Source organism: Pseudomonas sp. DSP3-2-3 (assembly GCF_049898225.1).
GTDB lineage: Bacteria > Pseudomonadota > Gammaproteobacteria > Pseudomonadales > Pseudomonadaceae > Aquipseudomonas.
In genome coordinates this window covers 90,447-106,953 of sequence record NZ_JAFCXH010000021.1, presented here as the reverse complement: position 1 = coordinate 106,953, position 16,507 = coordinate 90,447, and the positions used below count along the sequence as shown (strand labels likewise).

Below are 16,507 nucleotides of genomic sequence, written 5' to 3'. Positions count from 1 at the left end.
CTGCCGCAATGTTTTGGTCCCGGCCTGCGCGCAAGATTGCCAGCACATCGTTGCGATCATTCTTGGCGCCGCTGCGATGATCGGCCACGCGTTGCGCCGGTAGAATTCTCGCCCGCTTCGCTTGCGTCTGGAGCAATCGCGCCCATGCCTGCGCGCCAGGGCCAGTTTCCATCAGCACCGTCACGCCGGCCGGCAGCTTGTGGAGGAACCCCAGAAAGGCTTCACGTGATTTGATTCGAGCTTCGTAAATAACCTGACCAAGGGCATCTTCCCCGGCCACCTGGAACACATTCTTGGCAAGATCTACCGCCACTGTCGAACAAGCCGACACGTCGGCTGAAGACAGGGAGTTACTTTTGGTCGTATGCTTTTTCATGGACTCGCCCTCGCTGTCGTTGGCTTCTTAAGAATGCCACCGTGGCGCTACAGACGCCTCGGCTTGGGCGAGTCCATCCAATTACAGGTTAAATCCCACCGCTTCAGGATTTACCCGCGATTACGATCAATCGCAAAACCGGCCCAGGTCTGGCTCACCGGCATCAGCTCAAGGCTGTTGATGTTCACGTGCGCCGGGGTGTTCATGATCCAGAAGATCGTATCGGCGATGTCCTGCGGCTGAATCGGCTCGGCGCCCGCATAAGTGGCGTCGTATTTGCTCTGATCGCCAGCGAAACGCACCAGCGAGAACTCGCTCTCGCACAGGCCCGGCTCCAGGTTGGTGACGCGCACGCCAGTGCCGATCAGGTCATTGCGCAGGTTCAGCGAGAACTGACCGACAAATGCCTTGGTGCCGCCGTACACGTTGCCGCCCGGATACGGATAGTTGCCCGCGACCGAACCCAGATTGACGATGCTCGCCCCGCGACCGTGGGCAATAAGGCGTGGCAGCAGCAAGCGCGTGCTGTAGACCAGACCCTTGATGTTGGTGTCGATCATGGTGTCCCAATCGTCCAGATCGCATTTCGGCGCAGGATCGATGCCCAGCGCCAGACCGGCGTTGTTGATCAGACCGGTAATCTTGGCGAACTCGGCCGGAAGCCCCTCGATAGCTGCCTCCATGGCGGCACGATCACGCACGTCCAGCACCAGCGTGTGCACCTTGGTCTGTTTGGACAATTCGGCGCTCAGGGCGTTGAGGCGCTCTTCACGGCGACCGGTCAATATCAGCGACCATCCGGCTTCGGCAAAACGGCGCGCACAGGCTTCGCCAAATCCGGAAGTAGCACCGGTAATGAACACAGTGGAAGTCATTTCGTTCTCCTGAAGTGGCACGAGGCAATGCTGCCCCTGGAAGCGTTAAATCGAACAAGGCCAGCAGAATGCCCGCCCAGACCGGTTACGGGCAAGTCTGTGGATAAAACATTCATTCAGCTGTACAAAAAACAACCAGACGGAGCCGGGCCAGTCCCTACATGGCCTGCACGCAGTTTTACCCACGTTATCCACAGCCAGACCCACAGTCTTTGGGAGTAAGTACAAACCAGTACAAGCTAGACATGGCGCGGCCTGCAGGACGAAAGTCGGCGTTTTCCCCTTGACGTCGCACCTGGCATCTGTAAAGGCGGTGAAACAAGATCAGCTGCTCTGATTTCCAATGCCTGCTGCGAGCCAGACCAACCGGCACTTTGCCGACTATTTCCAACGCTTGCCCACAGACTTATCCACAGGCTTGACGTATATAAAAGCTGTATGAAAAACCAGTCTTTAAAACGTTGACAAACCCCGGGAAAGGAACTGAAAAAACCACTGATCAAAAATTGACCATACCGCTACAGCCCGCATAAACAAAGGCCTTCAGCCAGCTACTCCCACGTTATTCACAGGCACCTCCACAGTAAACCTGAACAAGTCAAAAGCGTGACAAAACAACTATTTGCAGCGGCTTTATGTCGCGGTTTAGTGGCGCGTCAAAAATGTTTTCCACAATTGGTGAAGTTGCTTTAAAGCCTGGTATTTGCGCATACCGAATGAGAGGAAACTTTAAGGTGGGAGCGAGCTTGCTCGCGAAGAGGCAGGTGAGTCAGCTTCATTTCCCGCGACCCCGAAACTGCATTCGCGAGCAAGCTCGCTCCCACAGGTTTCATATAAAACTAAAAAAAGAGGCAGAGGCCTCTTTTTTGTTAACACCGCTATCAAGCGATCAATGCCCGCCCAGATAAGCGTTCCTGACCTCTTCATTGACCAGCAGCTCCTTGCCGGTGCCGGTCAGGCGGATTTCGCCGTTGACCATCACGTAGGCCCGGTCAGACAGTCGCAACGCGTGGTTGGCGTTCTGCTCGACGAGGAAGATGGTCATGCCGGTGGCCGCCAGTTCGCGCAGGGTCGAGAAGATCTGTTTGACGATGATCGGCGCCAGACCCAGGCTCGGTTCGTCGAGCAACAGCAGTTTGGGCCGGCTCATCAGCGCGCGGGCGATGGCGAGCATTTGCTGTTCGCCGCCAGACATGGTCATGGCGCGCTGGTTACGGCGCTCCTTGAGGCGCGGGAACAACTCGAACATGCGCTGCATGTCTTCGGCCGAGTGTTTATCGCCAATCGGAATGGTACCCATCATCAGGTTTTCTTCCACCGACATGTCAGGGAACACCCGTCGCCCTTCCGGCGACTGGGCGATACCGTTGGAAGCGATGTAGTGCGACGACTTGTGGGTGATGTCGGTGCCCTGATAGATGATCTGCCCGCTGGCGGCACGGGGCTGACCGAAGATCGACATCAACAATGTGGACTTGCCCGCACCGTTGGAGCCGATCAGGCTCACGGTTTCACCTTCGTTGATGTGCAGCGAGACTTTTTTCAGCGCCTGGATAGGCCCGTAATACACATCGATCTCTTTCAATTCGAGGATCGGCTTACTCATACCAGCTCCTCTTCATCAGCGCCCAGATACGCCGCGATCACTTTCGGATCGTTGCGGATCTGTTCGGGCCCACCGGCGGCAATCACGTTGCCGTGGTCGAGCACCACAATATCGTCGGAAATCCCCATGACCATGCCCATGTCGTGCTCGATCAGCACGATGGTCATGTCGTGTTCGTCGCGCAGCAAGCGGATCATGCCGCTCAAGGCTTCGGTTTCCTGCGGGTTAAGGCCGGCTGCCGGTTCGTCGAGGCAGATGACCTGCGGCCGCGTGCACATCGCCCGGGCGATTTCCAGACGACGCTGCTGGCCGTAGGACAATTCACCCGCCAGGCGGTTGGCACAATCCACCAGATCGACGACTTCCAGCCAGTAGAACGCGGTGTTGATCGCGTCTTCTTCAGCCTTGCGGTAGCCCTTGGTGTTGAGGATGCCGGCCAGCATGCTGCGGTTGACCCACATGTGCTGGGCGACCAGCAGGTTTTCCAGCACCGACATTTCCTTGAACAGGCGAATGTTCTGGAAGGTTCGCGCCAGGCCGGCGCGGTTGACCAGATGGGTGCCGCCGAACATCTTGTAGTACATGCGGCTGAGGAAGCTTTTCGGCGAGACAAAGTCCGTGGCCTTGAACGGCTCGCCCAGCAACTTGATGACGTTGGTCGACGTCCCGCGCGTGTGCAGCTCGATGCGTCCGCCGGTGGCTTTATAGAAACCGGTCAGGCAGTTGAACACCGTGGTCTTGCCCGCGCCGTTGGGGCCGATCAAAGCGAAGATCGAGTTTTTGCGGACCTGGATGCTGACGTCGCTGAGCGCCTTGATACCGCCGAAGTGCATCATCAGATGTTCGACGGAAAGAATGATTTCGCTGCTCATGGCGCAACTCCCTGTTTCGCAGTGGCATTGGGATCAACCAGCACACCCTTGCGTGGGCGCACGCCGGTACGGCTGATCCGGATCAGGCCGCGTGGGCGCCAGATCATCATCAACACCATCAGGATCCCGAACAGCAGGACGCGGTATTCAGCAAAGCTGCGCAGCAGCTCGGGAGCGACAGTCAATACAAAGGCTGCGATGACCACGCCGACCGTCGAGCCCATGCCACCCAGTACGACGATAGCGAGGATCAAGGCCGATTCGAAGAAGGTAAAGGAGGTTGGGTTAATGAAGCCCTGATAGCTGGCAAAAAATACCCCAGCCAGACCCGCCGTGGAGGCGCCGATGGTGAATGCAGAAAGTTTGACCAATACGTGGTTCAGACCCATGGCGCGGCAGGCGATCTCATCTTCACGCAGGGCTTCCCAGGCCCGACCCACAGGCATGCGCGTCAGGCGATGCTTGATATACAGCACCGCCAGCACGACCAGGAACAGCACGGTGTAGATGAAGATGAATTTCAGGTCCGGGTTGTAATCGAAGCCGAAGAACTCATGGATTGGCACGCCGCCCTCTTTGGCGCGGCGACCGAACTCCAGGCCGAAGAAGGTCGGCGATGGCACCGGCACGCCATTGGGTCCGCCGGTGAACGACAGCCAGTTGTTCAGCACCAGCCGAATGATCTCGCCGAAACCCAGGGTCACGATGGCCAGATAGTCACCGTGCATGCGCAACACCGGGAAACCGAGGATACAGCCGGCCAACGCCGCCGCAATCGCCGCCAGAGGCAGTGCCGACCAGAAACCCAGCCCGAGGTATTGATAACCCAATGCCAGCCCGTAAGCGCCGATCGCATAAAACGCCACGTAACCCAGGTCGAGCAGACCCGCCAGACCGACCACGATGTTCAGGCCGAGGCCCAGCAGCACATAAATCAGGCCGAGAATGACCACGGTCAGCACGTACTTGTCCGCGAAGACCGGAAAGACGATGGCAATGACCACCATCGCCGGAATGATGTAGCGCAGACGCGACTTGTAGTCCGGTGCCAGTACATGCACGCCAGAGCTTGAGCTCTCGAAGCTCTGGGCGATGATCACGCCTTTGGGGGTCTGCATGAACAGGCTCAACAGCAGACGACCGACCATCACCACGCCGACCAGGACTGCCACTCGTGCTGGTTGCAGATTGAAGCCGTAACCGTCGAGCACCACGCCCACAATCGGGCCGAAAACGATCAGCGCCAGCAGTCCGGCAATGACCGCGTCGATCAGGCTTTGTTTGATATCGATGGGTTTTGTAGGAGCAGACATAGTTATACCTTCGCCACGAGTGGGCGACCCAACAGGCCTTGAGGACGGAAAATCAGAATCACCACCAGCAGGCCGAAACTGAATACGTCTTTGTAGTCGGAATTGATCAGACCGGAGAACTGCGACTCGGCAACCCCCAGGATCAACCCGCCGAGCATCGCCCCCGGCAGCGAGCCAATGCCACCCAATACCGCAGCGGTAAACGCCTTGATGCCGATGATAAAGCCGGCATAGAAGTCAAACGTGCCGTAGTTCATGGTGATCAGCACACCGGCCAGCGCCGCCATGGCCGCACCGATGATGAACACATAGGAAATCACCCGGTCGGTGTTGATGCCGAGGATCGATGCCATTTTGCGATCCTGTTGGGTCGCGCGGCACATCCGGCCCAGCTTGGTGTACTTGATGATGTAGGTCAGCACGCCCATGCCGACGAAAGCGGCAATCAGGATGAAGATCTTGGTGTAGGTGATCTGCACGAAGCCCGTGCCGATTTCAAAACGCCACGCGCCTTCGAGCAGCGTCGGCACGCCTTGCTGGCGTGGCCCCTGGGCGATTTGCGCATAGTTCTGCAGGATCAGGGAAATACCAATCGCGCTGATCAGCGGTGCCAGCCGGGTCGAGTTGCGTAGCGGCTTGTACGCCACCCGCTCGATGACAAAGCCGTACACGCCCGTCACCACAATGGTGAAGATCAGCGTACCCAGAATAAGGAACGGGAAGGACTCAACCCCGAAGAAAGACAAGACTGCCAGGCCGATTGCGGCCAGGTAAGCGGAGATCATGTAAACGTCGCCGTGGGCGAAGTTGATCATGCCGATGATGCCGTAAACCATCGTGTAACCGATGGCGATCAAACCGTAAACCGACCCGAGGGTCAGACCGTTGATCATTTGCTGCAGGAAAATACCATCCATCACGCACGCTCACGAATCTTGATAGGCCATTTGAATTCGGCCCGAATACTCCCTCGTGAGGTGCACCGGGCCGACATCATGTGGCAACAGAAGAACTCAGGGGCGCGAAACCCACGCCCCATTACGAAGACGAACCGGCGTCCTGAAACGCCCGTTCGACTATGCGCTTTGCTTACTTCTGCTTTTCGAGCTGATGGTATTTGCCGTCTTTATCCCACTGGTAAACCACGTAGTCGGAGATTTTCAGGTCACCTTTGGTGTCCCAGGCTTTCTCGCCCATGACGGTTTTCACAGGGTGTGATTTCAGGAACTTGGCTGCTTCTTCACCCTTGTTTGACTTGGCGCCGTTGAAGCCAGCCGCCAACGCCTGAACCGAAGCGTAGGCGTACAGGGTGTAGCCTTCAGGCTCGTAACCGGATTTGCGGAACTGATCAACAACGGCCTTGCTGTCTGGCAGCATGCGCGGGTCGGCACCGAAGGTCATGTACACGCCGTCAACGTATTGCGCACCACCGGCGGTGGTCACCAGTTCGTCGGTCACGATACCGTCATCGGACATGAACTTGACGTCTTTGAGGCCTTGCTCACGCATCTGACGAACCAGAGGACCGGCTTCCGGGTGCAAGCCGCCGAAGTAAACGACGTCAGCGCCAACGGAACGGATCTTGGTCACCAAGGCGCTGAAGTCTTTCTCGCCACGGGTCAGGCCTTCTTCCAGCACCGGCTTGGCGCCACGCTTGGTCAGCTGCTTGGCAGTCGCGTCAGCCAGGCCTTTGCCGTAAGTGTCCTTGTCGTTGATGACCGCGATTTTCTTGCCCTTGAGCACGTCGACGATGTAGTCGCCGGCTACGATGCCTTGCTGGTCATCACGACCGCACATGCGGAACATTGCGCTCAGGCCACGCTCGGTAACGGCCGGGTTGGTAGACCCAGGAGTAATCGCGATGATGCCCGCCTCGTCATACACTTCCGATGCCGGAATGGTCGAAGATGAGCAGAAGTGACCGACAACGCCAGCCACTTTGTCCGAAGCCGCCTTGTTGGCAACGGCAACGGCTTGTTTCGGTTCGCAGGCGTCGTCATACGCGGTCAACACGATTTTCTCGCCGTTGACTCCGCCCGCAGCGTTAATGGCGTCAGCAGCCGCTTGAGCGCCTTTCATGTATTGCTCGCCAAACGATGCGTTAGCGCCGGTCATCGGGCCAGCAACGCCGATCTTGACATCAGCCTGAGCAAACGAAGACACGCCCAATGCAGTAGCAACTGCGATTGCCAGAAAGCCTTTCCTGTAAAACGTCTGCGACATGAGTGGTGCTCCTGAGATTTTTTTTGATTAGCACTGCGACTACAGAGATTGCTCTGAGCAAGTGGCGTGCCATTCGTTTTTTATTCTGCAAAAACTCATGGATTTGTTGAAAGTCGTTCGTCTAGAGCCTTCCTTGCAGGGCGTGCAACCGTCTAGGACGCACCAGGTGCAACCCCGATTGAAAAAAGAGCAACCCAAGCAAACAAAACTAGCAACCCGTCCAATAAGCCACGTACAACCTTGCTGTAACAGCTTGCGTCACCGAACTGCACACCGTCGGTGCGCTCGCGCTACGAGACGCACCATTTGAGGTTAGTGGATTAAGAGCAAAGCGCCTGATAAAGAAGCGGTTTTTGGTCAGATCACGACGCGCAGGCATTGGCCGGCGTGATACAGGGAGAATCCCGCTTCATACAACGCGCTGCGCAGCCCGGCACCCGCCAACGGCGCCATGGGCGCAAACGGAATTGGCAGCACGCTGGAATCGTCGCTGCACAGGTAGTCGGCAAAGGCTTTGCCGACCACGGTGCCAGTGGTGTTTCCGCGACCGTTGTAACCTGTTACCGCGACCAAGCCTGGGGCAGGTTCGAACATGCGTAACAGATGATCGGGCGTAAACGAGATACAGCCGGTCCAGGTGCATTGCCATTCCACGTTTTTCAGATACGGGTAATAGTGCTGTTGCACACGATCCGCCCATGCTTTCAGAAACCAGCCCGGCTTCTGATTGCCATTGCCCAGGCTGCCCAGCAACAGCCGACCGTCGGCATCGCGGCGAATGCTGCTCAATACCTGGCGCGTGTCCCACGAACCCTGACCAAACGGCAGCACTTGCTGCGCCGCCGCGTCGCTCATCGGCGTTGACGCAACCTGATAGTAATAACCCGGGAAGAAACTGCGCCGCAGTTCAGTCCATTGGCCTTCGGTATAAGCGTTGGAAGCGATCACCACCTTCTCGGCCAGCACCGCGCCATGCTCGGTGACCACGCACCATTTATCGCCCTGGCGCTCAAGACGGGTGACGGGCGAATGATCGAACAACTGACCACCCAGACGACCCACCGCCGACGCCAACCCGCTGGTGTACGCCATCGGATTGAAGGTACCGGCGCGACGATCCAGCAGCGCGGCAGTGATTTTCGTGGTGCCGGTGGCTTCTTCGCAGGCCTTGCCCGTCAACAGCTCGACCGGCGCGCCGCGACGTTGCCATTGCTGCTCGCGACTGCGCAGATCGGCCACACCCTTGGCGTTATGCGCCATGTGCAACGTGCCTTCACGGCGCAGCTGACAATCAATGCCGTATTTGTCGATCAGGCTGAACACCAGCGCTGGCGCGGCACCGAGCATCCGGTTCAACTGGCTGCCAACCGCTTCACCAAAACCGGCTTCGATGTCATCGGGCGGGATCCACAAGCCAGCATTGACCAACCCCACATTGCGCCCGGAGCCACCATGCCCGGTGCGATGGGCTTCCAGCACGGCAACGCGCTTGCCTTGTTCGAGCAAATGAATCGCGGCCGACAAACCGGTGATGCCTGCGCCAATGACGCACACATCCACCGCCAATTCCCCCCGCAACGCCTGGGCTTCAGGGCGTTGGGGCGTCAGCGTTTCCCACAGACATTCTTCGCGTAGCGGCATCGCAAAACCCCGAAAGAGACAGCGCCTTTGATAACTCTGGAAAATTACCTCGACTGGCCGGACACCTTCGCGAGCAAGCTCGCTCCCACAAAACTGCGAACTCTCTGTGGGAGCGAGCTTGCTCGCGAATAATCTGCAGACATCCCCTTAATCGAAAGTAATCCCCTGCGCCAACGGCAGCTCCAGCGAGTAGTTCACAGTCGCGGTCTGGCGGCGCATATAGGCGCGCCACGAGTCGGAGCCGGACTCACGGCCGCCACCGGTTTCTTTCTCACCGCCAAATGCGCCGCCGATTTCTGCGCCGCTCGGGCCGATATTGACGTTGGCGATGCCGCAGTCGCTGCCCAGCGCGGACATGAACTGCTCGGCTTCACGCACGTCAGTGGTAAAGATGCATGACGACAGACCTTGCGGTACCGCGTTGTTCAGGCGCAGCGCTTCGTTGAAATCTTCATAGCCGACGACGTACAGGATCGGCGCGAAAGTCTCGGTGCAGACCACGTCGCTCTGCTCAGGCATTTCCACGATGGACGGGGAAACGTAGTAGGCATTGGGGAATTTATCTTCCAGCTGACGTTTGCCGCCGAAGACTTTGCCGCCTTCGCTCAACGCCTGCTCCAGCGCGTCCTGCATGTTTTCGAAGCTCTGCCTGTCGATCAGCGGGCCGATCAGATTGCCTTCCAGCGGGTGACCGATGCGGATTTTCTCGTAAGCGGTTTTCAGACGCGCGACGATCTCGGCCTTGACCGATTCGTGAGCAATCAAGCGACGCAGGCTGGTGCAGCGCTGACCGGCCGTACCAACGGCGCTGAACAGAATGGCGCGCACGGCCAGATCCAGGTCAGCGCTCGGGCTGAGGATCATCGCGTTGTTGCCGCCCAGTTCGAGAATGCTGCGGGCAAAACGTGCCGCGACTTTCGGCGCGACTTCACGGCCCATGCGGGTGCTGCCGGTCGCGCTGATCAAGGCCACGCGCGGATCATCGACCAGCGCTTCGCCAGCGGCGCGGCCGCCAATGATTACCTGAGCAAGATATTTCGGAGCATCTGCGAATTCGCTGGCCACCTTGTCGAACAGTGCCTGGCAGGCCAGACCGGTCAGCGGGGTTTTTTCCGAAGGCTTCCACAGTACCGAGTTACCGCAGACCAGCGCCAGCGTGGTGTTCCAGGCCCAGACTGCAACCGGGAAGTTGAACGCGCTGATCACGCCGACGACGCCCAGCGGGTGCCAGGTTTCACGCATGTGGTGGCCGGGACGTTCGGATGCGATTGTCAAACCGTACAGCTGGCGGGACAGACCGACCGCGAAGTCGCAGATATCGATCATTTCCTGCACTTCACCCAGACCTTCCTGAGTAATCTTGCCGGCTTCCCAGGAAACCAGTTCACCCAGATCAGCCTTGTGTTTGCGCAGGGCTTCGCCGAACAGGCGGATCAGCTCGCCACGGCGCGGTGCCGGAACCTTGCGCCAGGCGTCAAAAGCCGCGTCGGCACGGCTGATTTGTTGCTCGACTTCAGCAGCACCTTCCCAGTTCACAGCGCCGATGCGGCTGCCGTCGATAGGGGTGTGAACAGGCTTATCGCCCTTCTGATAGAGCGCGGGGTCGACACCGAGGCGGGTTAGCAGGTCGGTAAGCATGTTCTCTCCTGATTTCGGGAATGCTGAAAATACGGGTAAATCGTCAGCCTCTAGTAATAGCTGGGTATACGCGCCTCAACAAACGACCATTAGGCGAGATATCATTCCGTTTATTCATGCTGAGCACCGGAACAGGCAAAAAGGCCCGAACATGCTGAACAAACGCCACTTACCGTCGATCACTGCCCTGCAATGCTTCGAAGCCGTCACGCGCCACCTGAGCTTCACCCGCGCCGCCGAAGAGATGAACCTGACGCAAAGTGCGGTCAGCAAGCAAGTGGCGCAGCTGGAAGAACTGGTGCAGCACTTGCTGTTTCGCCGGGTCCGCCGCCGCTTGCAACTGACTCCGGCCGGCGCGCTGTATCTGGGGGAAGTACGCAAAATCCTCAGTCAGGTGGAAATGTCCACGCTGTTCCTGCGCTCTTATGGTGGCGAAACCGAGGTGCTGCGCGTGTCGACGCCCTCGACCTTCGGCGCCCGCTGGCTGGTGCCGCGCCTCAAGGGCTGGCGTTTACGGCATCCGCACATCCATCTGGATCTGGTCAACGAACAGGAAACCGATGATCTGGCGCAAAGCCGCTGCGACCTGGCGTTCTATTTCGGCCAGGGCGCGCGACCCGGCGCGGAGAGCATGAAGTTGTTCGGCGAAGAACTGATCCCGGTCTGCGCGCCGAGCTGCCTGCCGGACCAGCCGTTCAGCGACCCGACGCAACTGACCGACCTGGTCCTGCTGCAAAGTGCTTCGCGACCGCAGGGCTGGCACGACTGGTTCGAAAGCCAGGGCTATCACACCGAACACAGCTATCACGGCCCGCGCTTCGAAACCTTCTATATGTGCATCCGCGCCGCGCAAGTCGGCTGCGGCGTCGCGCTGCTGCCGCGTTTTCTGGTGGAAGAAGAACTCGCCGACGGCAAACTGGTTATCCCCTGGCAACACGCGCTGCCAAGCACCGATTCCTATTACATGGCCTACCCCGAACACGCCGCCGAAGTGCCGAAGATCCGGGATTTTGTCGAGTGGATGCTGGAGCAGTTGGGGTGAATTGCGCCACCAAAGGCAAATTTGTGGGAGCGAGCTTGCTCGCGAATGGGCGGGTACATCCAACACTGATTTCGGGTTTGAATGACTGCCTTCGCGAGCAAGCTCGCTCCCACGAAGTCGGACGCCGCCGCTAATTCATTCCCCCCAATCCCGCCGCCACTGGCATTATGTCCGCCATCGTCAACCAACACTGATTCAGATTCGTTTTGGCCGCGTGTGGCGGCCGGTCCTGCTGGAGCGACCCAATGAGCGAGAGCGCATTCTCCAATCGCATCGTGCAAAACTTGCTCGACACCGATCTGTACAAGCTGTCCATGATGCAGGCGGTCCTGCATAACTACCCCAACGTCGACGTCGAGTGGGAGTTTCGCTGCCGCAATGGCGAGGATCTGCGCCCGTACCTGAGCGAAATCCAGCATCAGGTCGAGCTTCTCTGTGAGTTGGCCCTGGGCGCCGAAGAATTGGGTTTTCTGGAGCGCATCAACTTCATGAAGCCAGACTTCCTGAGGTTTCTCGGCCTGTTCCGCTTCAATACCCGCTACATCAAATGCAGCATCGAAGACGATCAGCTGTGCATTCGCCTGCAAGGGCCGTGGCTGCACGTGATTCTGTTCGAAGTGCCGGTGCTGGCGATTGTCAGCGAAGTGCGCAATCGTCATCGCCATCCGCAGATTCTGCTCAGGCAGGCCACGGATCAGCTGCACCGCAAATTCGACTGGCTGACCGCTAATGCGCAGCCCGACGAGTTGGCCGCGCTGAAGGTCGCCGACTTCGGCACGCGTCGACGCTTTTCCTATCGTGTGCAGGAAGAAGTGGTCAGCGTGCTCAAAAAGGATTTCCCCGGTCAGTTCGTCGGCACCAGCAATGTGGATCTGGCCCGCAAGCTGGACCTCAAACCGCTGGGCACCATGGCTCACGAATGGATCATGGCCCATCAGCAACTGGGGCCACGGCTGATCGACAGCCAGATTGCCGCGCTCGATTGCTGGGTCCATGAATACCGTGGCTTGCTGGGCATCGCCCTGACCGATTGCATCACCACCGACGCTTTCCTGCAGGATTTCGATCTGTATTTCGCCAAGCTGTTCGATGGCTTGCGCCATGATTCGGGTGACCCCGTGAAGTGGGCCGAAAAATGCATCTCGCATTACCAGAAGATCGGCATCGACCCAATGACCAAGACGCTGGTGTTCTCGGACGGGCTGACTTTACCCAAGGCGCTGGAAATATTTCGCGCGTTACGCGGTCGCATCAATGTCAGCTTCGGGATTGGCACCAATCTGACTGCCGACATACCCGGCGTCGAACCCATGAGCATTGTGCTGAAAATGACCGCCTGCGCGGGTCAGCCGGTGGCGAAGATTTCCGATGAGCCAGGCAAGACGCAGTGCAAAGACCCGAATTTCGTCGCCTACCTGCGACATGTGTTCAAAGTGCCCGCTTAAGTCCGTCGCACACGAATCGCCGCTCTCAACTTACCAAGGAGTGAATCATGCAAGGCGTACAACTCCAGATTGCTGAACAACTGAAGGTCCAACCTCCTTTCGCCGACGACAGCGCGCTGCAGGCGGAAGTCGCCCGGCGCATCGTGTTCATTCAGGATTGCCTGCAAAACGCGCGGCTCAAGACCCTGGTGCTAGGCATCAGCGGTGGGGTTGACTCCCTCACCGCCGGCTTGCTCGCCCAGCGCGCGGTCGAGGAGCTGCGCAGCACGACCGGTGACGACAGCTATCGGTTCATCGCGGTGCGCCTGCCGTATCTGGTGCAGCACGACGAGCACGAAGCCCAGGCTTCAGTAGATTTCATCAAGCCGGATGAGCGGCATACGGTGAATATCGGTCCGGCGGTCAAAGCCCTGGCGACTGAAATCAAAGCGTTCGAAGGTCAGCATGCCAGCGCTGTGGATTTCGTCGTCGGCAACACCAAGGCGCGCATGCGCATGGTCGCCCAATACACCATCGCCGGCGCGCATCAAGGGCTGGTGATCGGCACCGATCATGCGGCCGAAGCGGTGATGGGGTTCTTTACCAAGTTTGGCGACGGTGCATGCGACCTGGCACCGCTCAGCGGCCTGGTCAAAAATCAGGTCCGGGCAATTGCCCGCCACTTTGGTGCGCCGGAAGCCCTTGTCGAGAAAATTCCGACTGCCGACCTGGAAGACCTCGTTCCCGGCAAACCGGATGAAGCCTCCCACGGCGTGACCTACGCCGAGATCGACGCCTTCCTGCATGGCGACCCGGTACGCGAAGAAGCGTTCAAGATCATCTGCGACACGTACCGCAAAACCCAGCACAAGCGGGAATTGCCGTACGCCCCGTAAAGATCCGTAGGAGATTCCCCGTCGTCCAGACGCCGCTGCGTCGCGATGCAAACAGTCCAGTGGGACCGGATTCATCCGGGAAGAGGTCGGTACATCCGCTGCATCTTCCTCGTCAGGACTGCCGCTTTCCCGGATAAATCCGGTCCCACGGTTCCTCGTCACGCCAGATGGATATGTGTTGTTTGATGAGAGGTGAGAGGGGACAAGTCCCCTCCTACCAGTCAGCACTGGCAATAGAAAACGGAATGATCCCGTCGTTTTTTTTCGCTTGTCGGGTTCGGGCATTGGGGCTTAGATAGCGTCCTAACTTTCCCCGTCAGAGCCGCCGCCCATGTCCTCGTTCGAAGGTCTCTTCTCACTCGTCGCTCGCACCGTCGGCCAACCCGCCGCCGACTGGCTTGAACGCCACGTTGAAGTCCCCGAAGATCTGCACGCCTTTGCCTGGAGCGAGACGGCGCTGCATCGCGTCTGGTTGGCAGAAGCGCTGAACCTGTGCCTGCTGCACAAACTGGTGGAAGCGGTGCCAGCCGGTCGCCAGTATGTGGACGAGCAAGTCGAACAGGGTCGCAAAGTGGTATTCGACCACGGCGCCATTCGCACCGTGGACTGGCCGGAAAACGGCGAATTGCCCCGTGGACGTCAAGCCTTCGCACGTTTGCTGGAACCGCTGGGTTTTACCGATGTGCGCACTTATCCGCTGACCAAACTGAACATGACCGGCTGGGCCTATCGCCAGCAGGACTTGCCGGAAGACATCGCGCAATTCTTTGTCTCCGAGCTGCACCCCGGCCGCTTCAGCGAAACATTCCAGAGCGCTGTGACCCGCGTGGTCAGCTCCAGTCGCGATCCGCTGCAAACCCAACACCTGAGCATCCTCCAGCGCCTGCGCCTGACCCGACATTGCAGCCTGCAGGAAGCCGGCGAACTATTACCGGCGCTGTACCAGGCGTTCGACCGCCAGCACGGCGTCGTGCAGCACTCTGACTACCAGCAACTGCTGAGCGAAAGCGCGGAAATGGCCTGGATTGCCACCGAGGGCAACAGCTTCAATCACCTGACCGATCGTGTAGCAGATCTGGAAGCAGTCGTTGCTGAGCAAAACCGTATCGATCGCCCGATGAAAGCCACCATCGAAGTCTCGACGTCCGGGCGCGTGATGCAGACCGCTTACCGGGCGTGCACGGTCAAGCGCGGCCTGATCGATAACCAGGGCCGACTGCAGGAACATCAAGTACCGGGGTCGTTCGTGGAGTTCATTCAGCGCAAGACCGACCCGGACACGGGCCGCATCGACCTGAATTTCGACAGCAGCAATGCCCAGGGCATCTTCAAGATGACTGAGTCGAAACAAATCTGACTGGCATGCCCTCCGTAGGATCGGCTTTAGCCGGGAGGAGGCCAATTGATTCACTGCATCTCTATCGTCGAAACGCGCGCGCTCGCGGCTAAAGCCGGTCCTAGGGATCGCAAAAAAACCCGGCAATTGCCGGGTTTTTTTCGTTCCAGACGCGTTACTTCAGCGTCACAGAACCTTTCATCATGCTGATGTGGCCTGGGAACGAGCAGAAGAACTGGTATTTTTCAGCTGCGTCGAGCTTCGACACATCGAAGGTCACCGAGTCTGTTTCACCGGCGCCAATCACTTTGGTGTGGGCGATAACACGAGCGTCGCCTTCCTTCAGGTAATTCTTGTCGATGCCAGCGCTCAGGCCGTCGGTGGCGATTGGCTGCGCGTCAGCTTCTTTGCTCAACACCCAGTTATGGCCCATGACGTTTTTCGGCAGGCTGCCTGAGTGTTTGAGATCGACGGTAAACGTCTTGCAGCTTTTATCGATTTCGATGGCTTTGGTGTCGAAGGACATCTGGTCGGTAGAGTCGACAGTGACCTTGCATTCAGCTGCCAACAAATGGCCGCTAACCAGGGTCAACAGCGAGGCAGCAACAAGCTTGCGAATCATGGTGAATCTCCAAGGCAGGTGTTCTGGTTATTTCTGTAAAGATTGCCTTATATAGCGGCAAGTTCCAATGATCTGCGTCAGGGTGAACTCATGTCCAGACGCCACCTATCGGCCTCATCGAGACAATCTAACAGTCAGGATCTGTAAAACGAGCGAGGATGCCTCATCGTTACTTTTGCAGGAGCAAATCGCCATGCTACTTTCGAGTCTGTTTTATAGTGTCTTCGCCGCTTATGCGTGTGGCGCCAGTGGTGGCTGCACAGCGCATTCTCCTGCCGAGTTGCTGTAAGCGGCGAAAAAAACACGATTCAGGGCCCCGCTGGCGGCGCACTTTGGACCGTTGGATGCACAACGCCGTGTGCCGGCTGCCGTTCTCAGGCAGAATGGCGGCATTTCCCGCCTAAACAGAGGATCGCCCATGGCTAAACCTAACTATTCCTTCGCCAAACGTCAGAGAGATCTGGCAAAAGAGCAGAAGAAAGAGGAAAAGCTGCAGAAGAAAAACGCTGCACTGGCCGAAACTGGCGCTGAAGGCGAAACCGTTGAAGGCCAGGAGCCTGCCGACGAAGCGCCGGAGTCCGAGCAGGCCATTGCTCAAGACACTGCTGAAGACAAACCTGCCAACTGATCATCACCGGCTTGA

Annotated in this window: 14 protein-coding genes and 1 pseudogene; 5 read left to right on the top strand and 10 right to left on the bottom strand. The window is 58.3% G+C overall.

Annotated features, from left to right (window positions below):
- The 9 genes and pseudogenes from ACP7E4_RS21920 to ACP7E4_RS21880 all read right to left on the bottom strand — a co-directional run.
- A pseudogene (locus ACP7E4_RS21920) lies at positions 1 to 376 on the bottom strand (IS110 family transposase); the annotation flags it as partial.
- Between the two features lie 110 nt (positions 377 to 486).
- Positions 487 to 1,251, bottom strand: coding sequence for an SDR family oxidoreductase (locus tag ACP7E4_RS21915; RefSeq protein ID WP_426117601.1), 765 nt, complete (start codon positions 1,249 to 1,251; stop codon positions 487 to 489).
- Positions 1,252 to 2,140: 889 nt separating this feature from the next.
- On the bottom strand, positions 2,141 to 2,857 hold the full coding sequence (locus ACP7E4_RS21910) for an ABC transporter ATP-binding protein (RefSeq protein ID WP_426117602.1): 717 nt from the start codon (positions 2,855 to 2,857) through the stop codon (positions 2,141 to 2,143).
- A complete protein-coding gene (locus ACP7E4_RS21905) occupies positions 2,854 to 3,729 on the bottom strand; it encodes an ABC transporter ATP-binding protein (protein WP_426117603.1) in 876 nt (291 codons plus the stop codon). The genes ACP7E4_RS21910 and ACP7E4_RS21905 overlap by 4 nt, the downstream gene beginning before the upstream one ends.
- On the bottom strand, positions 3,726 to 5,042 hold the full coding sequence (gene livM, locus ACP7E4_RS21900; RefSeq protein ID WP_426117604.1) for a high-affinity branched-chain amino acid ABC transporter permease LivM: 1,317 nt from the start codon (positions 5,040 to 5,042) through the stop codon (positions 3,726 to 3,728). Before livM ends, ACP7E4_RS21905 begins: the two co-directional genes overlap by 4 nt.
- 2 nt (positions 5,043 to 5,044) lie before the next feature.
- Positions 5,045 to 5,959 (bottom strand): ABC transporter permease subunit, encoded by a 915-nt coding sequence (locus ACP7E4_RS21895; RefSeq protein WP_426117605.1) that lies wholly within the window; start codon positions 5,957 to 5,959, stop codon positions 5,045 to 5,047.
- A gap of 172 nt (positions 5,960 to 6,131) precedes the next feature.
- Positions 6,132 to 7,265 (bottom strand): ABC transporter substrate-binding protein, encoded by a 1,134-nt coding sequence (locus ACP7E4_RS21890; protein WP_426117606.1) that lies wholly within the window; start codon positions 7,263 to 7,265, stop codon positions 6,132 to 6,134.
- A gap of 357 nt (positions 7,266 to 7,622) precedes the next feature.
- Positions 7,623 to 8,906, bottom strand: a complete 1,284-nt coding sequence (locus ACP7E4_RS21885) for an NAD(P)/FAD-dependent oxidoreductase (protein WP_426117607.1) — start codon at positions 8,904 to 8,906, stop codon at positions 7,623 to 7,625.
- A gap of 147 nt (positions 8,907 to 9,053) precedes the next feature.
- Positions 9,054 to 10,544, bottom strand: coding sequence for an aldehyde dehydrogenase family protein (locus ACP7E4_RS21880; protein WP_426117608.1), 1,491 nt, complete (start codon positions 10,542 to 10,544; stop codon positions 9,054 to 9,056).
- Between the two features lie 151 nt (positions 10,545 to 10,695).
- Here ACP7E4_RS21880 and ACP7E4_RS21875 point away from each other — a divergent pair, with 151 nt between their 5' ends.
- The 4 genes from ACP7E4_RS21875 to ACP7E4_RS21860 all read left to right on the top strand — a co-directional run bounded on the left by ACP7E4_RS21875 (position 10,696) and on the right by ACP7E4_RS21860 (position 15,263).
- Positions 10,696 to 11,586 (top strand): LysR family transcriptional regulator, encoded by an 891-nt coding sequence (locus ACP7E4_RS21875; protein ID WP_426117609.1) that lies wholly within the window; start codon positions 10,696 to 10,698, stop codon positions 11,584 to 11,586.
- 245 nt (positions 11,587 to 11,831) lie between these two features.
- Positions 11,832 to 13,031 carry a nicotinate phosphoribosyltransferase gene (gene pncB, locus ACP7E4_RS21870; protein ID WP_426117610.1) on the top strand — a complete coding sequence of 400 codons (1,200 nt, stop codon included), beginning with the start codon at positions 11,832 to 11,834 and terminating at the stop codon, positions 13,029 to 13,031.
- Positions 13,032 to 13,078: 47 nt separating this feature from the next.
- Positions 13,079 to 13,906, top strand: a complete 828-nt coding sequence (gene nadE, locus ACP7E4_RS21865; RefSeq protein WP_426117611.1) for an ammonia-dependent NAD(+) synthetase — start codon at positions 13,079 to 13,081, stop codon at positions 13,904 to 13,906.
- A 331-nt stretch (positions 13,907 to 14,237) separates the two neighbouring features.
- A complete protein-coding gene (locus tag ACP7E4_RS21860; RefSeq protein ID WP_426117612.1) occupies positions 14,238 to 15,263 on the top strand; it encodes a DUF1338 domain-containing protein in 1,026 nt (341 codons plus the stop codon).
- 154 nt (positions 15,264 to 15,417) lie between these two features.
- Here ACP7E4_RS21860 and azu read toward each other — a convergent pair whose 3' ends face one another.
- A complete protein-coding gene (gene azu, locus ACP7E4_RS21855; RefSeq protein ID WP_426117613.1) occupies positions 15,418 to 15,864 on the bottom strand; it encodes an azurin in 447 nt (148 codons plus the stop codon).
- Between the two features lie 418 nt (positions 15,865 to 16,282).
- Here azu and ACP7E4_RS21850 point away from each other — a divergent pair, with 418 nt between their 5' ends.
- Positions 16,283 to 16,492, top strand: a complete 210-nt coding sequence (locus ACP7E4_RS21850; RefSeq protein WP_426117614.1) for a hypothetical protein — start codon at positions 16,283 to 16,285, stop codon at positions 16,490 to 16,492.
- Positions 16,493 to 16,507: the final 15 nt, after the last annotated feature.

What these genes read in the sequence shown, in the direction of transcription:
- pncB (WP_426117610.1), top strand. Translation starts at nt 11,832, where the DNA reads ATGAGCGAGAGCGCATTCTCCAATCGCATCGTGCAAAACTTGCTCGAC.
- ACP7E4_RS21915 (WP_426117601.1), bottom strand. Translation starts at nt 1,251, where the DNA reads ATGACTTCCACTGTGTTCATTACCGGTGCTACTTCCGGATTTGGCGAA.
- ACP7E4_RS21875 (WP_426117609.1), top strand. Translation starts at nt 10,696, where the DNA reads ATGCTGAACAAACGCCACTTACCGTCGATCACTGCCCTGCAATGCTTC.
- ACP7E4_RS21890 (WP_426117606.1), bottom strand. Translation starts at nt 7,265, where the DNA reads ATGTCGCAGACGTTTTACAGGAAAGGCTTTCTGGCAATCGCAGTTGCT.
- ACP7E4_RS21895 (WP_426117605.1), bottom strand. Translation starts at nt 5,959, where the DNA reads ATGGATGGTATTTTCCTGCAGCAAATGATCAACGGTCTGACCCTCGGG.
- ACP7E4_RS21850 (WP_426117614.1), top strand. Translation starts at nt 16,283, where the DNA reads ATGGCTAAACCTAACTATTCCTTCGCCAAACGTCAGAGAGATCTGGCA.
- ACP7E4_RS21860 (WP_426117612.1), top strand. Translation starts at nt 14,238, where the DNA reads ATGTCCTCGTTCGAAGGTCTCTTCTCACTCGTCGCTCGCACCGTCGGC.
- livM (WP_426117604.1), bottom strand. Translation starts at nt 5,042, where the DNA reads ATGTCTGCTCCTACAAAACCCATCGATATCAAACAAAGCCTGATCGAC.
- ACP7E4_RS21880 (WP_426117608.1), bottom strand. Translation starts at nt 10,544, where the DNA reads ATGCTTACCGACCTGCTAACCCGCCTCGGTGTCGACCCCGCGCTCTAT.
- azu (WP_426117613.1), bottom strand. Translation starts at nt 15,864, where the DNA reads ATGATTCGCAAGCTTGTTGCTGCCTCGCTGTTGACCCTGGTTAGCGGC.
- ACP7E4_RS21905 (WP_426117603.1), bottom strand. Translation starts at nt 3,729, where the DNA reads ATGAGCAGCGAAATCATTCTTTCCGTCGAACATCTGATGATGCACTTC.
- nadE (WP_426117611.1), top strand. Translation starts at nt 13,079, where the DNA reads ATGCAAGGCGTACAACTCCAGATTGCTGAACAACTGAAGGTCCAACCT.
- ACP7E4_RS21910 (WP_426117602.1), bottom strand. Translation starts at nt 2,857, where the DNA reads ATGAGTAAGCCGATCCTCGAATTGAAAGAGATCGATGTGTATTACGGG.
- ACP7E4_RS21885 (WP_426117607.1), bottom strand. Translation starts at nt 8,906, where the DNA reads ATGCCGCTACGCGAAGAATGTCTGTGGGAAACGCTGACGCCCCAACGC.